Raw genomic sequence first — 19,516 nt, forward strand, 5'->3', positions numbered from 1 at the left:
GCTCATGATGCGCGCGCTCCCTCTGCGAGGCGCAGCTTTCCCTTGGCGGCGGTGGCCGCGTCTTGGGAAACTTGGGGGGCCACGCGGTTTCCGGCGGCATCGAAGACATGGCAGGCTGAGGGATGGAACAAGAGTTCGGTGTTCTCGACCTCACTGTCCGGCACGCCCGCGCCTATGCGCGAGGTCACCAAGGTTCCGGGAAGCGAGGGAACGTCGAAATGCAGGATCTTTTCGGAGCCGAGATGCTCGCTGCGCCGCAGCTTCGCCGGAAGCGGGACCTGGTCCGCCGACTGGCCCGAGACCGCGCCGGGCAGGATCATTTCCGGGCGGACGCCGATCGTCGCGTTCTCTCCGGCGGGGAGGGCGGTGCCGATCGGCAGAGGCTTTCCGAGCAATTCCAGCCGCCCACCGACCCCCACCGTCGCGGGGATCAGGTTGATCGTCGGGCTGCCGATGAACTGGGCGACCTGGATGTTGGCCGGCCTGTCGTAGAGTTCGTCGGGCGTGCCGAGTTGAAGGATGTCTCCGCCTTCCATCATGGCGACCCGGCTCGACATGGTCATCGCCTCGACCTGATCGTGCGTGACGTAGACGAATGTCGCGCCGAGTCTCTGGTGGAGCTCCGCCAGCTCGCTACGCATGTGGACGCGCAGCTTGGCGTCGAGGTTAGAAAGTGGCTCGTCCATCAGGAAAGCGGCGGGCTGGCGCACCATGGCGCGACCGAGCGCGACGCGCTGACGCTGGCCGCCGGAGAGCTGGGCGGGCTTGCGCTCTAAAAGGGGTTCGATCTGAAGTTGCGCCGCGATGCCCCTGACCTGCTTGCCGATCTCCTGCATCACCTTGCGGCGCCGGGACGAGAGTAGGCGGACGATCGGCAGGCGCTCGTAGAGGCTAAGCCCGGTCATCGTCAGGGGCAGCGCCATGTTGTTGAAGACGGACATGTGCGGGTAGAGCGCGTAGCTCTGGAACACCATGGCGATGCGCCGCTCATGCGGCCTCAGGTGATCGATCGGCGCGCCATCGACGAGGATCGAGCCCGAGGTTTGCGGCTCGAGGCCGGCGATGATGCGGATCAGCGTCGACTTCCCGCAGCCGGAGGGGCCGACAAGCGTCAGGAACTCGCCATCGTTGATGGACAGGTTGATATCTTTGAGAACCTGGTGGGCTCCGAAGGACTTCGAAAGGTTCTTTATTTCCACTGCAGCCACTGGGGGTTGCTCCGTTTCGCGAACAATTGGGTCGAGGCGCTATCTCGGTGGATAGACCTCATGCACGACATCACCGATGAAAAAGGGTGTGAGGCCCGGAATTTCATGAGGCCCCACGGTGAGATCGGACCCGGAAAAATCGTAGACGAGCACGCCCAAGGTGGCTTCTCCGGCCATGCCTTCCGGTTGCAAGTGCGCCTCGACGAGGAAGCCGGAGGACGGCCCCCACAGGTACCGGACGCCGCCGAGTTGACGATCGTAGAGTTTGTGCAGGTGGCCGCTGGCCACGAAGGCCACGTCGTAGCGGCGCACCATGTCGAGCAGTTGCGCGCGAGGCTCGGGAGTGGGCGCCCAGTACCCGACGTCGCCTTCGGTCGGCTCGCCGATGAAGAGCGGGCGATGGGTGAACCATCCGATCCGGCGTCCGGAGGCCTCGCGCATTGCGCTCTCCAGCCACGCCATCTGCTCCGTTTCGGCCGGCTCGTCGCTGCCGAACAGCATCGAATCGAGTCCGATCAGGCGCCAGCCCTCGATGTCGCGATGCCACCAGTCGGGCCCGAAATGACGTCGCCAGCGGGCCAGGCGTTCTGCGTTGACTGGCTGGTAGGGATGCTTGGGCTCGCCCACGTCGTGATTGCCCGGCACGGCGAGATAGGGCAGTCCGATGGAGTCCATCACCTCGGCGCAATAGCGCATGTCCTCCTCGACATCGGCGCCATCCACGGTGACGTCGCCTGTATGGATAACGAGGTCGGCTTCGCTTTCCTTCAGCCAGTCGAGGAGTGGCTGGCTATTGGCAAGGAAATGCCGCTTGCCCGGGCTGAGATGGGTATCGGAAATCTGCACTATTCGCGTCATCGGACGTTCTGGAACCTTTGCCACGTCTTGCGGCGTTGATCTCGTCGTGTCGAAAGAAGCGCCTGAAGGCGGACGCATTCTTTCCCCTGCATGTGAAGGTGTGACGACGACGTCGGATTTTTAGGTCCAGGACGCGGCGTCCTCCTGCATGAAAGGCTCACTCGGTTGAAACGGCTTGGACCGGCATATTGAACCTCCCATCGTGTTCTCCGTCCGATGCCCATTGTCCGGGCGTTCTGAGGGGCGGAAAACTTCCTCCAGCTTTCGAATGAAAAAAATTTCACAGCTTGATAAAAATATCAAGACAAAAATCGCGACCGTCGCCGCACCTCGGATTTCGGCGCCTATGAGGGTGCTGTCGAACCAGTGCAGATCGACCAGACCGAGATCGAATATTTGATCGCGGCCGTGAACCGCTACTTCAAAGAGATGCTGCGCCGCCAGGACTTGCTGCATGCGTTCTCGGGCGTACGGCCGTTGTTCGACACGGCAATGGGAACTCTTCGGCGGTTACGCGCGACTACGTCTTCGACCTTGACGAGACCGGGGCGCGCCACTGGCATGTAGCTCGACCTGGTGTCCTACCCGGATGGCAAGGCCGTGAGCGCGAGCCGTCGCTCTGGCATCCGGCGTTGCCTGACGGTAGGCCGGGGGCGGCATGGTGGCCCTCTTGGGACGACTTGCTGTGGGTCATAAGCTGGACGGCTTGGACTGGCGCTAACTGCCAAGCCAGTCCCGGACAACTCCATTGAATTCGCGTGGGCGATCGATCATGACCATGTGAGCGGCATTGGCGAAAATGTGCATGTCGGCTTGCGGCGCGCGTTCCAGCAGCTTGATGCCGCGCGCCACCGGCACGGTTTCATCGCAGCCCGACCAGGCTATGAACAGCTTGGCCTGCATGGTAGGCAAATGCGGAAGGAGGTGGTCCTCCTGGATCTGGGTATATTCGGTGTCGTCCTTTTTCCGGGCAGCCTGCCTGAAGCGCTCCAGCTGACCGGACTCGCAGGCCAGGCGGTAGTTCTTTTTCAGCAGCTCCACGAACTCCGGCGGATTCTTCATGCTTAGCCTTGCATTGGTGCGCAGAAAGTCTTCCTCGGTATCGCATCCATCGAGCACATTATACGCTGCTGCCGCTGCTGCCTGCCAAGCGTGGTCCTCATTTCCGCCGAGGCGCGGAGAGGTCGCACCGCTGCTCACGACGACCACCTTATCGACCAGACCCGGGTTTTCAACGGCGAGCATTGCCGCGATGAAACCGCCTTCGGAATGGCCGACCAGCGCGCATCGGGTAATGCCGAGCGCTTCGATGAAGGCTGAAACGTGATGCCGCCTTTCGAGGCGGGGAACGTGTTTCCCGTCTACCGGCGCATCCGAGAGACCGAAGCCGACCAGATCGGGCGCCAGCACCCGGAAGTCATGCGCGAGTGCCGGGATGGTGTTGTGCCAGGTGGACCAGGCATCGATTGCCAGTGACGAGCCGTGCAGAAGGATCACGGTCGGTCCGCTGCCAGCTTCGAAATAGCGCGTACGGATGCCGCCCGCCACGACATAATTCTCCGTCACCATCGCCGCGGGTAACGGCGAACGGGCGGCGTCTCGCGCTTTCAAGCGCCGCCGATCAGCTGACGGATTGGTTTTCAAGCTGTTCGATCATCCCGAGCGCGAATTGGGCGGCTTTGCGTACATGCTTTTTCGCAAGCCGCTCGGCATCCGATGCCCTGCGGTTCACCAGGGCGTCGAGCAGGGCCGCCAGCTCCTCCTGAGATGCCTTTCGCCGCTCTGCATCGGAAAGAGAAATCATGCGCAACTGTGAGGCCCGCATATGGATGCTGCGAAGCATCCGTTCCGCCTCGGAATTGTTCGCGCCCGCTATCAAGACGTCGTAAAATCGGGTTTTTGCGGCAATCATTTCGCGCGGCACACCGACGCGATAAGCTTCCATCAGCTCGTCATACACGCCCCTGCAACGCGTGATATGATCGTCAGTCGCATTCTCGCAAAACAACCTGCATACAAGCGCCTCCAGCGCCTCGCGAAGGTCAAAAATGTCCCTCGCGATCTTGGGATCGACGACAGAGACGATAAGCCCCCGGTTGGGCAGGTTCGTGACCAGGCCCTCGTTCTCGAGCTCGCGCATCGCTTCCCTGAGCGACGTCCGCGAAACGCCCATGCGCTCGCAAAGCGTGCGCTCCACCAGCCGCTCTCCCGGCGCCAGTTCTCCGACGACGATGGCGTTGCGGATGGTATCGGCCACCTGCGTGTACAGGCGCGGCGGAGCATGGACTCGCAGATCATACACGGCGGATTTGCTCCTTTGAAACCTGCGCGAACGAGTGCAATTTCACAAGCATATCAGCTTACCGCAAGCATTGTGCTTCATTCAGTGGCCTGAGGCGTTCAGCGGCCGTGGCTCGTAGGCCCCGTCAATGCGGTCGATATGTTCGGGCGTAAGCACTATGTCCAATGCCGCGACTGCCTCGTCGACATGGTCTGTCGAGGTCGCTCCGAAGATGGGCGCGGTAATGCCGGGGCGCGCCAATGTCCAGGCGAGAGCCACCTGCGCCGGTGTCTTTCCGATGTCGGCGGCAACGGCAGCGACGGCTTCGCGCACGGCGTGGTCGCCGTCGCGGTGGTAATATTTCTGCGTATAGTCGTCGCTTTTCGTGCGCGCCGTCTGCTGGCCGGGATCGCGGCGATCCGCGGCAAGGAAGCCGCGCGCGATGGGGCTGAACGGTATCAGGGCAACATCATCGTGGCGGCAGTAGGCAAGCAGTTCCCGCTCGCACTCCCGGTGAGCGGGATTGTATTCGCATTGCATCGAGATGAATGCCGGAAGGTCGCGTGCGCTGGCAGCCGCACGGCATTTTGCGAGTGTCCAGCCGGGCATCGTCGTGACGCCGACATAGAGCGCCTTTCCGGCGCGCACGATATCTGCCATGGCATCGACCAGTTCGTCGAGGTCGGCGTCCTTGTCCCAGATATGCGTCTGGAAGAGGTCCACGTGATCGGTTCCAAGGCGGACCAACGAATCGTCGATTGCCTTGAACAGGTGCTTTCTGGAGTAGCCGCGGCCGTTGCAATGCGCAGCCATAGGGTTTCCCGCCTTGGTGGCGATGACGAAGCTGTCGCGCGGCTGCTGGAGAACGAGTATCTGGCCGAGAATGCGTTCACTCTCGCCAGCCGAATAGAAGTCGCAGGTGTCGAAGAAGTTGATACCGTGGTCGAGGGCGCGCGCAACGATCGGCGCCGACGCCTTCTCATCGAGCACCCAGGCCCGCCATCCCGCGGATCCGAATCCCATCGCGCCGAGGCATAGCCGGGATACCTTCAGATTGCTCTTGCCGAGCCTGACATAGTTCATGTGTCGATCCGTTGCTTGCGTGATGAGGATTTGGCGTTCTGCCCAGAGTCCCGCAGCAGCGACAGCGCGAAAGCCGCGGATCTTTCGACATACCCGCGCGTGAGCCTTTCGGCGAGGTCGGCATCGCGCGCGCGCAGCGCGTCGAAAATGCCGTGGAGCAAGGCCATCGTATTCCTGCGCCGTTCAGCCGAGGCGACGCGGGTGGTGACGGTGCGCAGATAGGTGACGCGGCCATGCAGGAGAAAGGTCATTTGCCTCGTGATGTCGTTGCCTGCGCCTTGCATGATGATGTCCCACACCGCGTCGAGCTTCTCAGCATGCTGCCTGGCAAGCTCGGAGGTGTCGGTTTCGCCTGCTTCCGAAATACGCCGCGCCAATTCGTCCATTTGTTCCTGGCTGGCCCGTTCGACAAACAGGCGCGCCATGGCCGATTCCAGGATTGCGCGGGCCTCGTAGATCTGCCGGACTTCCCGTTCCGACAAGCGGGTCACGAACATGCCCTTGCCGGCTACCCGAGTCACAAGCCCTTCGGACTCAAGCTGGCTCAGCGCTTCCCGAATGCTTGTGCGGCTTACGCCGGTCTGCTCGGCGAGCTTCCGTTCGACCAGCTTGTCACCCGGCTTGAACACTTCGTTGAACAACGCCTCGCGCAGCGTGACAACGGTCTGCTCGCGCAATGTCGGCGAATCCGCAATCGACCAGTCAGTCCATTCATGCATCGCGGCGTCCTCTCCCGTCGTTCCTTTCATGACAGCTACGCGTTCGACTCTTTCATCACAAGTAGCCGATTCAAATACGGTTGACCATATGCCTGTCTGTCGGTATACCAAAAAAATCGAGTTCGAACGAGGGACCTGGGATGGCGCCGATGCGCACCAAAGACGATCTCATCGCCTATGAGAGAAGCGGTAAGGGGCATCCTCTCGTGCTGGTGCACGGTGTCGGCGCCAATCTGCAAAGCTGGGACGACGTCAGCAGCGAACTGGAGGGCAGCTTCGACATTATTCGTTCCGACCTGCGCGGTCATGGTCAGTCCGCGCACATCGACTCGGAATATTCCGTCGAGAAATTTGCCGCCGATATCGTTCGGGTGATGGACGATGCCGGCGTGCGCAAAGCCCATCTGGTCGGCTTTTCATTGGGGGGCTTGATCGCGCAAGAACTGGCCTGTTCCTATCCGGACCGGTTTGAGCGCGTCGTGCTTCTTTCCGCAGTTGCGGGGCGCACCCCCGCCGAACGTGAGAAGGTTGTAGCGCGCCTGCAGATGATCCGCGACGGCGGTATGGACGCAGTCGTTGGTGCTGCGCACGACCGCTGGTTCACCAAGGAATTCGCCGAGCGCCATCCCGATGTAATCGAGCGGCGAATTGCCGAGCTCAAGGCTGTCCACGTGCCGTCTTACCTGGAGGCGTATCGGGTGTTCGGCCTTACCGAACTGGTGGATCGGCTTCCCGAGATCAGGCAGCCAACGCTGGTGATGACGGGCGAATTCGATCAGGGGTCGAATGTCCGGATGGCCGAGACGATGCGCCGGCTGATCCCCGATTCGGAATTACGCATTCTGGCCGGCCTGAAGCACAGCGTCCTGGTCGAGGCATCCAAGCTGGTGTCCGATCATGTCCGCGAGTTCCTTTTGCGTCCACGCTGAAAATGAAGGGAAGACGAATGAACGAGACGCTATTTGAGCGTGGGCTGGAGCGGCGCAAGGCGACGCTCGGCAGCGAATATGTTGAAAACTCGCTGAGCAAGGCGACGGAGTTTTCCAAGGGTTTTCAGTCGTTTATCACAGAATATTGCTGGGGGGCGGCCTGGGGCGACGACAGGCTGGATGCCAGGACCCGCAGCATGCTGAACATCGTCATGATTGCCGCGCTCAACCGCATGCATGAGTGGGAACTGCATTTTCGTGGCGCCCTTCGCAACGGGGTCACCCGGGATGAGCTGGACGCATTGATAACCCATCTCACGATCTATTGCGGCGTTCCTGTCGGCGTCGAATGCCATCGCATCGCCAACCGCGTGCTTGCCGAAGTCGCAGCCGGCGGAGTGAAAAAATGACTGGGGTCCTGATCCGCAAGATCGTCGATTTCGTCGAGGACACGCTTATCGAAGGGGGGCGCGTCGCGCCGGTTCCGCTTCGCATGGCCGCCTGCGCGGCGGTAATCCGTAATCCCTGGGCAGGATCGGCATTCGTCGAGGACCTGCAGCCGCACATCATGGAGCACGCCAAGGCTCTCACGGATGCCCTCGTGCCTCGCCTGGTGGCGATCATGGGCGGTCCGGACCGGATAGAAGCGTTTGGAAAGTGCGCGGTGACCGGGACGGACGGCGAAGTCGAACACGCGGCCGGCCTGATCCACACGCTGCATTTCGGCAATGTCTTCCGCATCGCCGCCGGCGGCGATTCCTTTCTCCCGTTCACGAACAAGCGTGCCGGCGCCGGCACTGCGCTCACCGTTCCCTTGACCCACAAGGACGCCGAGAGGAAGGGGAGCCGCGCTCATTTTCTGACCGTGGAATTCACCATTCCCGACGCGCCTGCCCATGACGAGATCGTCATCGCCTTGGGCGCCGCGAGCGGCGGGCGTCCGCACCATCGCATCGGCGATCGGTTCAACGACATGCGGATCATGGGAGTCGATCAGGCCGGCCGGCCGCTGCCAGCCGAGAGCAAATAACGCGCAAGCCTCCGGGTCCTTGCCCGGAGGTCAATAACGGCAATGCCGATAATATCGGGAACTGAACCAACGGAGGATTTGTCATGGATAGAAGACAATTTATGGCCGCCGTCAGCGGCTTCGCAATCGTGGCCTCTTTGCCGGCGGCAGCGCTGGCTCAAGATACCCAGCCGGTCACCGGCGGCACGCTCAACGTCGGCTTCATCAGCGACGTCCGCACGCTCGACCCGCTTCAGTCGTCGCAATGGACCGAGCGGCAGATCCTTTTCCTGATATTCGATACGCTTCTCGAGACCGAGGCGGACTTCTCCCTCAAGCCTGCCCTGGCGAAAAGCTGGGAGTTTTCGGACGACGGCAAGCGCGTGGTCCTGAAGCTGCAGGAAGGCGTGAAGTTCCATGACGGCACACCGTTCAACGCCGAGGCCGTGAAATGGAACCTTGATGCGCGTCTCGATCCGAAAGGCAACTCATCGCAGTTCAAGTTGCTGGAAGGCGTCAAGAATGTCGAAGTGCTCGACGAATTCACCGTCGCCATCGACATGAAGGAACCTTATCCGCCCCTGCTGGCGCTGTTTGCCGACCGCGCAGGGCTGATGGCTTCGCCAACTGCGGCCAAGAAATACGGCAGCGATGTCGGTTCCAATCCTGTCGGGACCGGTCCGTTCGTTTTCGGCGAATGGGTGCGCGGGTCACGCATAGCGCTCACCAAGAACGACAGCTATTGGCAGAAGGGAATGCCATATCTCGACGGCATCACGTTCCATGACATTCCGACGAACGTCGTCGGCATTCAGCGCATGGCCATCGGTGAACTGGATTTCATAAGCCAGCTTGATCCGCTGGATACGCGCCTTTCCAAGGCCAGCCCGGACATCGAGCTTGTGCCGTCGAAGGGTGGCGTCTGGTATTCCTACCAGTGGCGGTGGGACGCCGAGCCCTACAACAAGCCGGAACTGCGCCAGGCCATCGCGCATGGCCTCAACCGCGACCGCATCAACCAGATCATATGGGCCGGGCAAGGCAAGATTTCCGACAGCTTCACGCCAGACGGGCTGTGGTGGACCCCAACCGATCTGGTGCACTACGAATACGATCCGGAAAAGGCGCGCAAGATCGTGGCTGATTCCGGCCTGAAGGGCACCACCATCAAGCTTGCGGCGCCAAGCGGCGATACGCTGCGACGGTTTGCCGAACTTGCCAAGGAAGACCTCGACGCGATCGGCCTCAACATTGAGCTCGAGCCGGTCCCCCAAAGCGACTACTACGCAAAGGCGGTCTCAGGCGAGATACGCTTCACGCCGATGCGCTGGACGCAACGGGCGGATCCCGACGGCCTTATCCACTATCTCTTCTCCAGCAAAGGCACCGCGAACTCCACGGGCTACAAGAATGACCAAGTGGACAAATGGATCGATGAAGCGCGGGTAATTTCCGATCAGGCGCGCCGCAAGGAATTGTACGAAAAGATCCAGCGTCAGATTTCTGCCGATCTGCCTTACATGCCCGTCGGGTTCAGCGTCGAATTCAACGCCATGCGCAACACCGTCAAAGGGTTCGCTCCGATGCCGGACGAAATCCCGCGGTTCCGTTACGTCTGGAAAACGCAGGCCTGATCTTCAGGCATTGCCGCGGCGCGCCGCGCCGCGGCTTCTGGCGCAGGTGGGACCTGGTCCCGCCTGCAACCGGTAGAGGAACTTGATCGCCATTATGACCGCCGCCCATCGGATGTGCCCCAACCGCCCGCTTTGCGAGACGGGCGCTCCGGAGGCGTTTCTTCAATCCTTCGCGATGAACTGAGGCCGGCATGCTTGCGCTTGTACTTTCCCGCATAGCGATCATGGTTCCGAACGTTATCGTTCTGACGTTTCTGCTGTTCACGTCGGTGACGTCCTTTCTGGGGACGCCGGCGGCCATCATGCTGGGCGAGAACGCATCCCCCCAATCGATCGCCGAACTCAACGCGAAGCTAGGCTTCGACCAGCCCATCCTGTCGCGTTACTGGAACTGGATCAGCGCCGCATTGTCGGGCGACCTGGGCCGGTCTTATTCCACCCAACAGCCTGTCGCGCAAATGATCGCCGATGCCCTTCCTCTAACGCTTGAGCTGGCATCCTGGGCAATCCTCATCGCTTTCCTGGGCGCCACGCTGATCAATTCGGCGACGTTCATGAAAAAGCTGGTGGACCGGCTCACCGCCGCCGTCAGCATCGTCGGCATCACCATACCGAATTTCTTTCTCGGACTGCTGCTGATCTACCTGTTTTCGGTTCAGCTCCGCTGGCTGCCGACGACCGGATGGTCGCCGTGGTCACGGGGCGCTGGGCAGCATCTCATCCACATGATCCTGCCCGTCATCACGCTTACGACCTTCTATTTCAGCTCCTTCACGCTCGTCTACAAAGCCGAATACCAGTCGGTGAAAGGCAGCCTCTACATCCAGGCCGCGCGTTCGAAGGGGCTGTCCGAGGCGCGCATTTCCTACCGGCACATTCTGCCCAACAGCATTTTGCCCTTGATCACCTATGCCGGTCTTTCGCTTGGGCAACTGGTTGGCGGCGCGGTCGTCACCGAAACCGTCTTTTCGATGCCGGGCATGGGCCGGCTTCTGGTGGAAGCGATCTCGTCCCGGGATTTTCCTGTCATGCTGTCGGTTGGAATGGTGATCATCGTCGGCGTGATGATCCTCAACCTTGTGGCGGACGTGACCTACAGCCTCGTCAATCCGCTCGTGCGAACATCGGCTTAGCATCCAATGAGAAAACTTCCATTCCGATTGGTCCTTGGCCTGACGCTTCTGGTGATCATCACTTTGATCGCGGTGTTCGCGCCATTAATCGCGCCCCTGCATCCGACCGCCACGACGGTGAACGTCCTCGGCCCGCCTTCGGCTGAAAACATCCTTGGCACGGATCAACTTGGCCGGGACGTGCTGTCGCGCGTCATCTACGGAACAAGGGTTTCACTGCAGGTAGGTGCTTCGGCGGCCATCGTGGCTGTGCTGATCGGCGCCCCCATTGGCCTGATCGCCGGATTTTTCCGTGGCTGGATCGATTTCTTCCTCGTCCAGATCATCGACATTTTCATCGCCTTGCCGGGGCTCGTTCTCGCATTGATCATCACCGCGATGCTCGGGCCCTCGGTGGTCAATCTGGCGGTGACACTGGGTGTCGTCACCGCGCCGACGGTCGCCCGGCTGGTTCGTGGTCAGGTCTTCGTCGTCCGGGAAATGGTCTTCGTGGAAGCTGCGCGCGCCACGGGCGCAAGCTCTTTCTGGATCATCCGCCATCATATCATGCCAAACACGATGCGCGTGGTGTGGGCGCAGTTCGCAATCAATGTGGCCTTCGCGATCTTCACCTCCGCAAGCCTCAGCTTCCTGGGGCTGGGCGTTCCTCCGCCGGCTCCGGATTGGGGCGGCATGGTACGCGACGGTTCGATGTTCCTGCCGATCCTGCCGCTGCTCAGCCTGGGGCCGGGCGCTGCTGTCGCCCTTACCGTTTTCACATTTTATCTTGTCGGGTCGAGCATGAATGAGGCCGCGTCCCGCAATGATCGCTAATTGGAACAGGGAAATGACGTCTGACCAGATCGAACCGCCGCTGCCGGCATTCATAGAACAACGCCTGCAGGAGTTTGCGGGCCGGGAAGGTGCCCTGCAAGCGCGGCGATGGATGCGGCCGGCGGATGTACTGATGCGTGTGGAGAACCTTCGCTGCTTCAAGGCTTCGCGCGTCAGTTTTGCCGACATGTTGTTGCGCAGGATCGTTCGCGAACGCTGGCAGATAAGGATGATCTCGGCGGAATGCGGCGATGACGGCGCGGCGAGATTCGTCTACCGGATCGACGCGGAAGGCCATTCCTTCTCCTATATTGCCCGAGCATATCCATGGGACGGAATCGAAAAAGTCGGACGCCGCTCCGATGGCGCGGACCGTGACATGTTCGGCGCGCTCTTCGTCAACCTTGCCAGCCAACAGCGTATCGAGCGGGAATTTGAAACGTTCGACATCAAGGCCGAAGGCCAGATGCGTACGGATTCGGATGTGGTCGGCTGGACCCCGGCCAATCGCAGCAGCCGGCATTTCGACGCCGCTGTCGAAGCCCTGTCCCGCGGCGAACAGCCCGCTCCCGAGCTTGGAATCGCCTATCTCATGCGGAACGGTGGTTTTCAAAGCAGCGGCCGCAACGGCACGGTTTCCTATCCGGGCATTCCCGAGGAGCATCCGCTGGCGCACCCATTCTTTGCGGATATCTTCGCCATCTACCTGGTGCGGCTCGTCTCCATCGATCTCGTCAATGCCGTCGCGCGGCGGCGCAATCCGGACGCAGCGCAGCTCGACATTTCGATCGCGCGCGGGCTTGGAATAGGCAACTCCTCAGGCCAGGGCATGTGCGTTGCCCTCCAGCGCTGGCCGCATTGGGTCGCCACCTGGGTGACCGTGCGCGAGGCGGCGCTTGGCTACGCAAAAAGCCGGCCGGTCGATACGGGAAGCATTTCGGTTGTCCGCGGCTCGATAGAGAGCACCATCCGCATCTATGCGCAGACCGACCCACAGACGCAGGACTATGTGATGGCCAACGAAACCATCATCGAGAACCTGACACGCATATCGGCAAGCCTGCGCGAAGGACGGTTCCAGTGCTGGGGCGACGTTGCTGCGCACGTCGCAGAAGTCATGGATGGCGAGACCAGTGAGCAGTTCCATAGCGTACTTCTCGACGTGGTGCCGGACTTTTGTGACGCCATCGCGCCCTATTTCCAGATCGGCGCAGCCCGCAAGCGGCAATTGCAGCCAGCAATGACAGTCGCTGAATTGCGCGAGATCCTGCGCAGGAACTACGTCTGGGCTCTCACCGCCGACCGCACGCTTGCTGAAACCCATCAGCACTTCTGGTACCATTCGATCGATAATGGCGAACAAAGGCGCGGCGAGCGGGTCATCGACCCGCACGAGCGTTTCGAATCCTTCATCGATCATATCGGACTGATCCAGAGGCTGGCGGCGGTGCTGGTCAGCCGTGGTGACAAGGAGCGCGCCGGCGACGTCGTTCTCGACCATCCGGACCTGCACTACGCCATTTCGCGCGTGCAATATCTGGATGGCCTGCCCTATGCGGAAATACGCGATCCGCTCGCGCATCGCGATTTCGTCCCCGCCGATCTCATACGGTTTTTCCTTGCGTCGCTGGGCATTCGCGGCTCGACGCCGCTCAGCATCCGCTATGTGCGGGGGACTTTCTTCCAAGACCAGCCGCTGCCTTCGGAATTCCTCGAGCCTGACAAGCCGGGTTCCCGGGTTCGCAAGCATGAGAATGAGGTCGCCCTGTGAGCACGACCATGTTTGTTGCCTATTCCGAACTGACCCGCGTCCTGCCGTGGTCGCTTAGGGCGCTGGGCTACGCGTTCGGAACCGCTGACCGGGGCGCTCATCTCGTTGCAACAGGTGCGGCGCTCGATCCGGCTATTCTGGATGAAATTCGCCAGGCGGGACCGCGGCCCTCCCATGGCTTCCGCTATCGGAAATCGAACGGACTCACGATGCTGGACGCCGCCGGCGTTTCACTTCTGGAAACGGGACCTGCCGCGATCGATGCTCTCGCCGCGCATGCAGGCGCCAAATGGGAAATGTGCCGGATATCGGCGGCGACCGAGCTGTCGCTTATGCCCGCCACGCTGGTCGGAGCGATGGATTACAATCTGTCTTCCGTCGGCATCATCGCCAGGGATGGACCTTTCGAGTGGCTGTTGGCTGAACCGGACGCACGGGGTGTGCTTTATTGGGGCCGGGGCGGGGATGCCCTGGCGGCGCTCCTCGGTGAGGACACGGCGGTTTTGCAATCGATCGACGCCGCCGGGCTGACGCCGGGCTGCGCGCTTCTCATGGTCAGCACCCGCAGGCCTGAGCTGAAGGCGTCCGGGCACGTTGCCGTTCGGCCTTGGGAAAAGATCGCCGTGGCGCACCAGAAGGGCATTCCCCTGTCGCGCGAGACGCTGGATGCGCTGTACGCGCTCGAAATGCTCACCTGGGCTCCAACTTCGGAGCGCTCTCGCTCGCAGGCGGGCTTCACTGTTGCACCGGCGCCAAGCTCATGAGTGAACGGAAATCCGATCCAGTGGTCGAGGTAAAAGGCCTCAACGTCGCTTTCGGCAAGCATCAGGTGGTGCATGACGTCGATCTGGCCATCCATGCTGGCGAGACGCTGGCGCTTGTCGGCGAGTCGGGGTCCGGCAAGAGCGTCACCTCCATGACGATCATGGGACTGCTTTCCGGCAATACCCAAGTGACCGGTTCGGTCATCGTGGATGGCCAGCAAGTGGTGGGCGCGTCGACATCGACATTGCGGCGGGTGCGTGGCGGCATTGCCAGCATGATCTTCCAAGAACCGATGATGAGCCTGAACCCTGTTCTGCAGGTCAGCACCCAGATCAAGGAAATGCTGCGCCAGCATCGACCCTTGAGCGATGCCGAGGCGCGGGAGGAGGGCATCCGGCTTTTCGACCGCGTTCGCATTCCTGACGCGCGGCGGCGGTTCAATGACTATCCTCACATGTTCTCCGGGGGGATGCGGCAGCGGATCATGATCGCCATCGCATTGGCGTGCTCGCCGAAGCTGCTTATCGCCGATGAGCCGACAACAGCGCTCGACGTGACGATACAGGCGCAAATCCTCGATCTTCTGAACGAGGTCCAGCGCGATACCGGCACCGCGATCCTGTTCATCACGCATGACATGGGCGTAGTGGCCAACATCGCCGACCGCGTCATGGTCATGCACAAGGGACGCGTGGTGGAGACGGGAGCAGTAAAGGACGTTTTCGAGCGTCCGCGCGAGGACTATACGAGGATGCTGATCGACGCGGTCCCCCGCCTGGGGCAAGGCGTGGCCCGCTCCTACCGCGCGCCCGTCAAGGATGCTGTGCCGAAGCCGGTTTTGAGCGTGCGCAAGCTGGTAACCCGGTTCGACGTGCGTGGCGGGGCGATGCGTCGCAAGGTGGGGCGTCTCCATGCCGTCGAGGGTCTGAGCTTCGACATCATGCCTGGAGAAACGCTGTCGCTGGTTGGCGAGTCCGGCTGCGGCAAGTCGACGACCGGACGCAGCATCCTGTTTCTCAATCCTCCGGATTCCGGCGAGGTGGTCTTCGACGGCCGCACGGTGCGGCGCGACAACAGGTCCGATCTTTCGGATCTGCGGCGCAACGTGCAGATGATCTTCCAGGATCCGTTCAGTTCCCTGGACCCGAAGCAAAACGTCGGTGCGATCCTGGCTGAGCCCCTGCTATGCCATGGGTTGGCGACCAGGGCCGAGGCCCTGGACAAGGCCAAACACCTTCTGGAGCGTGTCGGCCTCGAACCGTCGATGATCACCCGTCTTCCGCACGAGTTTTCCGGCGGGCAGCGCCAGAGAATCTGCATTGCGCGGACCCTGATGCTCGACCCGAAGGTCATCATAGCCGACGAGGCCGTCTCGGCGCTCGACGTTTCGGTCAAGGCGCAGGTGATCGACCTGCTGCTTGAGTTGCAGGAGGACCTGCGGCTGTCCTACCTCTTCATCAGTCACGACATGGCCATTGTCGAACGTGTCAGCCACCGTGTGGCGGTCATGTATCTTGGCGAGATCGTGGAGATCGGGCCCAGCCGCGAGGTGATAGGGAACCCGAAACATCCCTATACCCAGAGGCTGATGGCAGCGGTGCCGAACCCGGAGCCGGCCGCGGACAGGCACCGCTTGATCGGCAAGCCAGTGACGGAATTGCCGTCTCCCGTGCGGCCGCTCGATTTCATTCCGCCGAAGCGGCAGCCTCGCGCGGTCGGACCCGACCACTTCGTGATCGAGTGACAAGCTTTAACGAGGGCGCTTCAGATGGACGCCCTTGAACGAATCCGGGCAAGGCGCTTCCCGATACCTATGGAGAATTCGATGAACACACATGCTGATCAGTTCCGAATTGGAGAGAAGGCGGCGTCCTTTTTACGCCAGGAGAAAAAACTCCTTATCGATGGAAAATGGGTGCCGGCCCAGTCCGGGAAAATTTTCGACACATATGATCCGGGCACGGGGCGCATAATCGCGCAGGTTCCGGAGGGCGACGCCGCCGACATCGACGATGCCGTCAAAGCTGCGCGGCGGGCTTTTGAAGAAGGCCCATGGAGCCGCATCACGCCCAGCGAACGTGGACGTCTCATCTGGAAACTGGCGGATCTGCTGGAACAGAACGCCGATGAACTGGCCGAACTGGAGGTTCTCAACAACGGCAAGCCGCTTGCCAATGCCCGGAATTCCGACGTCGCGCTCAGCGTGGATATGTTCCGCTACATGGCGGGCTGGGCGACCAAGATAACAGGGGAAACCATTTCGATCTCCGCGCCGGACAAATACCATGCCTTCACGGTGCGCGAGCCGGTCGGCGTCGTCGGGCAGATCATTCCGTGGAATGCGCCACTGCTCATGCTGGCCTGGAAAGTAGCTCCGGCGCTGGCCACCGGCTGCACGATCGTGCTCAAGCCGGCGGAGCAGACGCCGCTGACGGCGCTGCGCTTCGGTGAACTGGTCCAGGAGGCCGGCATTCCCGCTGGCGTGATCAATATCGTGACCGGTTTTGGCCCGACGGCGGGTGCCGCGATCGCCTCGCACCCCCAGATCGACAAGGTTGCCTTTACGGGTTCCAGCGAGGTCGGCCGCATCATCGTCAAGGCTGCCGCGGGCAATTTGAAGAAAGTGTCGCTCGAACTGGGAGGGAAGTCGCCCGTCATCGTCTTTCCCGATGCTGACATGTCGGTTGCCATTCCCGGTGTCACGCAGGGCATTTTTGCCAACAGCGGCCAGGTCTGCACCGCGGGATCGCGGCTGTTCGCCCATAAGAAGGTGTTCGACCAGATCGTGGATGGGATCGGCCAGCGGGCGGGGAATATCCGGGTCGGTCATGGCCTCAGCGAAGGCGTCCAGATGGGGCCGGTCATTTCCCCGGTCCAGTGCGACCGCGTGATGGGCTATATCGAGCAGGGCAGGAGCGCCGGTGCAACGGTGGCGTTTGGCGGCACGCGGATAGGCAATGAAGGCAACTTCATTGCGCCGACCGTGCTGACCGACACCCGGCCCGACATGGCTGTGGTGCAGGAAGAGATTTTCGGTCCTGTCCTGTGCGCCATGAGCTTCGATGACGACGACCTGGAACAGATCGCACGGCAGGCGAACGATAGCATTTTCGGGCTTGCCGGCAGCGTCTGGACGCGGGACCTGAGCGTCGCCCACAAGATGGTACGGCGAATTCGCGCGGGCCGGATCGGGGTCAACGTACACGGCTCGGTGGACGCGGCGATACCCACCGGCGGCTTCAAGCAATCCGGCTGGGGCAGGGAACGGGGACAGGAAGGGCTGAACCTTTATACGGAGACCAAGTCGGTCATCATGTCGCTTTGAAGGCCTGCCAAACCTTTCGCGAACAGCCGGCAAGGTCGATCCTATCCATGCCGGCCATGCGGCGACATGGCCGCCGGTAACGAATATGACTGTGGCGCGCCATCGACCAGGAAGGTTATGTAACGATCGAGTACCGGCAAGCAGCGAGGTTCTGTTGAGCGCTTTGGATCGCCCGCTGTCACGCGTCCTGCGCGACGTGACCAGCCTCATCAATTCCAGCGTCGATCTCGAGACAACGCTGCAGCACCTTGTCGATGCGGCATGCCAGCACGATGCCTGGTCGATGGCGGCGGTGATGAGCATCGATCAGGCGGATGGAAATGCTGTGGTCGTGACTCGGCATGATCCGAGCCAGTTGACGAAGTCCTATCGCAACCGCTGGACGCTGGCGACAAGTCCATCCCTCATCGCGTTGACCCGCAATGATCCGGTGATCATTCGCGATGCCCAGGAGAGCATCGAATTTCCCGGCTATCGGGAAGAGGCAATCCAGCGCGGCTATCGCACTGTCGTGGTTTTGCCGCTGGGCTGCCGGGACATGGAAGACCGCGCGATGGTCTTGTCGGTGCAGTCGCGCGACGTTGTCGATCTGTCGGCGGCCGATCTCGCATTCCTGCAGACGATCGTCCATCTGGGCGCCATAGCCGTGGACAAGGCGCACAGGCTAAGGGCGGAACATGCTGCCGCCGCGCAACTCCAAAACGCACTTGCCGCGCATTCCTCCCTGATGCACCAGGTCCTGTCGGACGGTTCTGTCGCATCCGCGGCTTCCATGGTCGAAACCTTCCTGCCGAACGCAATCGTGGTGGTGGATCTGACTGCCAACCTGGTCGTTGCCGGACGCTCGCCCAAGCCGGACCTCATCGACACCGACCGCTGGCGCGAGGAGATGGACGATTGCATGAGCCGCCAGTTTCTGCGTCTTGCTCGCGATATCTCGGACCAGGCCGGGCTTGAAATGCGCAAGCTGTACCTGAACTGCGGCGGCCATCACCTCAACCTGCCGGCGGCGGTGGAGCCGTTGGTCGTGGATGGCAAGACGGTAGGGGCCCTGATCGTGTTTTCGCTCGACGCCAATTTCGGCGACCTCGATCATCTTCTTCTTCAGAGCGCCCGGTTCGCGCTCAGCGTCCAGTTGATGCGCAGCCATTTACGCTTCCAGACGGAATCGCAGACTTCCAGCGAATTGTTCATGGAAATCGTTTCCGGCAACTGGCGCAACGTCGACGATTTGACGGCGCGGGCGCGCCGGCTCGGCATTGACGTAAACGCCACCGCCAGGCTGGTCGCGATCGGCCTCCCGGAAACTGTGCCGGAAAAGGGCAAGACCATACCCGAACTGCACCGCTCCATCATGCGGCTCGCCGGCCAATTGGCGCCGCAGGCGACCGCCGCCGCATTGGGCGAGATCATTCTGTGCCGCATTCCCGACGCGCCCCGCGACGCGGACACGGTGGTCAAGACGTTTGTGCGCAAGCTGATCGAGGAAACGCAGTGGCTGATCGGTACCAAGCCGATCATCGTGGCGGGTAAGACCTGTTCGAGCATTCACGACTATCCCCAGGCATGGCTTGAATGCGAGCGCATGATCCGTCTTGCCGTCCGCTTCAACCGTACCGGGTTGCTTGCGCCCCAGGACTTCGGTCCTTTTCCGCTGCTGCTTTCGGCGGCCGACAGCAAGGAAGTGAGGTCGTTCGTGGATATCGCCATTGGCGCGGTCGTGCGTCACGACGAGGCGCATGCAACGGACTATATCAGGACCCTGACCGTCTTTCTGGAGCACGGTTGCCGCAGCCAGGCCTGCGCGGATGCGATGGAATTGCATGTTACAACGCTTCGCTACCGCCTGAACCGTATCCAGGAACTGTTTGGCATCGAGATCGATTCACCCGAACGTCGGTTCGCGCTTGAACTGGCAATACGCCTCAACGAGACCATTGCCCGGGAGCAACCTGTCTGACGCGGTCTCTGCTTCGTGTCCTAGGAGC

The 19,516-nt window shown here is 61.5% G+C and carries 17 protein-coding genes and 1 pseudogene; 12 read left to right on the forward strand and 6 right to left on the reverse strand.

Annotated elements, in window-relative coordinates; translation table 11 throughout:
* Positions 1-2 precede the first annotated feature (2 nt).
* Together LB532_RS20565 and LB532_RS20570 are read right to left on the reverse strand one after the other, a co-directional pair.
* Positions 3-1,208: an ABC transporter ATP-binding protein gene (locus LB532_RS20565; protein WP_140643045.1), complete on the reverse strand. Its 1,206-nt coding sequence runs from the start codon at positions 1,206-1,208 to the stop codon at positions 3-5.
* A gap of 39 nt (positions 1,209-1,247) precedes the next feature.
* Positions 1,248-2,054 carry a metallophosphoesterase family protein gene (locus LB532_RS20570; protein WP_181169515.1) on the reverse strand — a complete coding sequence of 269 codons (807 nt, stop codon included), beginning with the start codon at positions 2,052-2,054 and terminating at the stop codon, positions 1,248-1,250.
* Between the two features lie 354 nt (positions 2,055-2,408).
* Between LB532_RS20570 and LB532_RS20575 the strand changes: the two are divergent.
* Positions 2,409-2,614 (forward strand): annotated as a pseudogene (locus tag LB532_RS20575) (glycerol-3-phosphate dehydrogenase); the annotation flags it as partial.
* Positions 2,615-2,783: 169 nt separating this feature from the next.
* Here LB532_RS20575 and LB532_RS20580 read toward each other — a convergent pair.
* The 4 genes from LB532_RS20580 to LB532_RS20595 form a co-directional block, all read right to left on the reverse strand.
* Positions 2,784-3,710, reverse strand: a complete 927-nt coding sequence (locus LB532_RS20580) for an alpha/beta fold hydrolase (RefSeq protein WP_140643041.1) — start codon at positions 3,708-3,710, stop codon at positions 2,784-2,786.
* A complete protein-coding gene (locus tag LB532_RS20585; protein ID WP_140643039.1) occupies positions 3,688-4,368 on the reverse strand; it encodes a GntR family transcriptional regulator in 681 nt (226 codons plus the stop codon). The genes LB532_RS20580 and LB532_RS20585 overlap by 23 nt, the downstream gene beginning before the upstream one ends.
* A gap of 81 nt (positions 4,369-4,449) precedes the next feature.
* Positions 4,450-5,430, reverse strand: a complete 981-nt coding sequence (locus LB532_RS20590) for an aldo/keto reductase (protein WP_140643037.1) — start codon at positions 5,428-5,430, stop codon at positions 4,450-4,452.
* Positions 5,427-6,149, reverse strand: coding sequence for a GntR family transcriptional regulator (locus LB532_RS20595; protein ID WP_181169513.1), 723 nt, complete (start codon positions 6,147-6,149; stop codon positions 5,427-5,429). Before LB532_RS20595 ends, LB532_RS20590 begins: the two co-directional genes overlap by 4 nt.
* A gap of 149 nt (positions 6,150-6,298) precedes the next feature.
* Between LB532_RS20595 and LB532_RS20600 the strand changes: the two genes are divergently transcribed.
* From LB532_RS20600 to LB532_RS20650, 11 genes are all read left to right on the forward strand, one after another.
* The gene (locus tag LB532_RS20600) at positions 6,299-7,078 is read left to right on the forward strand and encodes an alpha/beta fold hydrolase (RefSeq protein WP_181169511.1); all 780 of its coding nucleotides are present in this window, start codon (positions 6,299-6,301) and stop codon (positions 7,076-7,078) included.
* Positions 7,079-7,095: 17 nt separating this feature from the next.
* Entirely contained in the window at positions 7,096-7,488 is a 393-nt protein-coding gene (locus LB532_RS20605) for a carboxymuconolactone decarboxylase family protein (RefSeq protein ID WP_140643032.1), read from the forward strand.
* The gene (locus tag LB532_RS20610; RefSeq protein WP_140643030.1) at positions 7,485-8,108 is read left to right on the forward strand and encodes an amino acid synthesis family protein; all 624 of its coding nucleotides are present in this window, start codon (positions 7,485-7,487) and stop codon (positions 8,106-8,108) included. Before LB532_RS20605 ends, LB532_RS20610 begins: the two co-directional genes overlap by 4 nt.
* Before the next feature lie 101 nt (positions 8,109-8,209).
* Positions 8,210-9,721: an ABC transporter substrate-binding protein gene (locus LB532_RS20615; protein ID WP_181169509.1), complete on the forward strand. Its 1,512-nt coding sequence runs from the start codon at positions 8,210-8,212 to the stop codon at positions 9,719-9,721.
* 191 nt (positions 9,722-9,912) lie between these two features.
* Complete coding sequence (locus LB532_RS20620) at positions 9,913-10,854, forward strand: ABC transporter permease (RefSeq protein WP_140643026.1); 942 nt, start codon at positions 9,913-9,915, stop codon at positions 10,852-10,854.
* 72 nt (positions 10,855-10,926) lie between these two features.
* A complete protein-coding gene (locus tag LB532_RS20625) occupies positions 10,927-11,667 on the forward strand; it encodes an ABC transporter permease (RefSeq protein ID WP_224557165.1) in 741 nt (246 codons plus the stop codon).
* Between the two features lie 13 nt (positions 11,668-11,680).
* Positions 11,681-13,438: a hypothetical protein gene (locus LB532_RS20630; RefSeq protein ID WP_140643024.1), complete on the forward strand. Its 1,758-nt coding sequence runs from the start codon at positions 11,681-11,683 to the stop codon at positions 13,436-13,438.
* Positions 13,435-14,202, forward strand: a complete 768-nt coding sequence (locus LB532_RS20635; protein WP_140643022.1) for a hypothetical protein — start codon at positions 13,435-13,437, stop codon at positions 14,200-14,202. The genes LB532_RS20630 and LB532_RS20635 overlap by 4 nt, the downstream gene beginning before the upstream one ends.
* A complete protein-coding gene (locus tag LB532_RS20640; protein ID WP_140643020.1) occupies positions 14,199-15,947 on the forward strand; it encodes an ABC transporter ATP-binding protein in 1,749 nt (582 codons plus the stop codon). Before LB532_RS20635 ends, LB532_RS20640 begins: the two co-directional genes overlap by 4 nt.
* A gap of 81 nt (positions 15,948-16,028) precedes the next feature.
* Positions 16,029-17,528 carry an aldehyde dehydrogenase family protein gene (locus LB532_RS20645; protein WP_140643018.1) on the forward strand — a complete coding sequence of 500 codons (1,500 nt, stop codon included), beginning with the start codon at positions 16,029-16,031 and terminating at the stop codon, positions 17,526-17,528.
* 154 nt (positions 17,529-17,682) lie between these two features.
* The gene (locus tag LB532_RS20650; protein WP_181168428.1) at positions 17,683-19,488 is read left to right on the forward strand and encodes a helix-turn-helix domain-containing protein; all 1,806 of its coding nucleotides are present in this window, start codon (positions 17,683-17,685) and stop codon (positions 19,486-19,488) included.
* Positions 19,489-19,516: the final 28 nt, after the last annotated feature.

The sequence above is a fragment of the Mesorhizobium sp. ESP-6-2 genome (assembly GCF_020164675.1).
GTDB lineage: Bacteria > Pseudomonadota > Alphaproteobacteria > Rhizobiales > Rhizobiaceae > Mesorhizobium.

Bases quoted from the DNA above. Each gene is read 5' to 3' on its own strand.
- LB532_RS20620 (WP_140643026.1), top strand. From the start codon at position 9,913: ATGCTTGCGCTTGTACTTTCCCGCATAGCGATCATGGTTCCGAACGTT.
- LB532_RS20630 (WP_140643024.1), top strand. From the start codon at position 11,681: ATGACGTCTGACCAGATCGAACCGCCGCTGCCGGCATTCATAGAACAA.
- LB532_RS20645 (WP_140643018.1), top strand. From the start codon at position 16,029: ATGAACACACATGCTGATCAGTTCCGAATTGGAGAGAAGGCGGCGTCC.
- LB532_RS20610 (WP_140643030.1), top strand. From the start codon at position 7,485: ATGACTGGGGTCCTGATCCGCAAGATCGTCGATTTCGTCGAGGACACG.
- LB532_RS20590 (WP_140643037.1), bottom strand. From the start codon at position 5,430: ATGAACTATGTCAGGCTCGGCAAGAGCAATCTGAAGGTATCCCGGCTA.
- LB532_RS20615 (WP_181169509.1), top strand. From the start codon at position 8,210: ATGGCCGCCGTCAGCGGCTTCGCAATCGTGGCCTCTTTGCCGGCGGCA.
- LB532_RS20605 (WP_140643032.1), top strand. From the start codon at position 7,096: ATGAACGAGACGCTATTTGAGCGTGGGCTGGAGCGGCGCAAGGCGACG.
- LB532_RS20640 (WP_140643020.1), top strand. From the start codon at position 14,199: ATGAGTGAACGGAAATCCGATCCAGTGGTCGAGGTAAAAGGCCTCAAC.
- LB532_RS20600 (WP_181169511.1), top strand. From the start codon at position 6,299: ATGCGCACCAAAGACGATCTCATCGCCTATGAGAGAAGCGGTAAGGGG.
- LB532_RS20595 (WP_181169513.1), bottom strand. From the start codon at position 6,149: ATGCATGAATGGACTGACTGGTCGATTGCGGATTCGCCGACATTGCGC.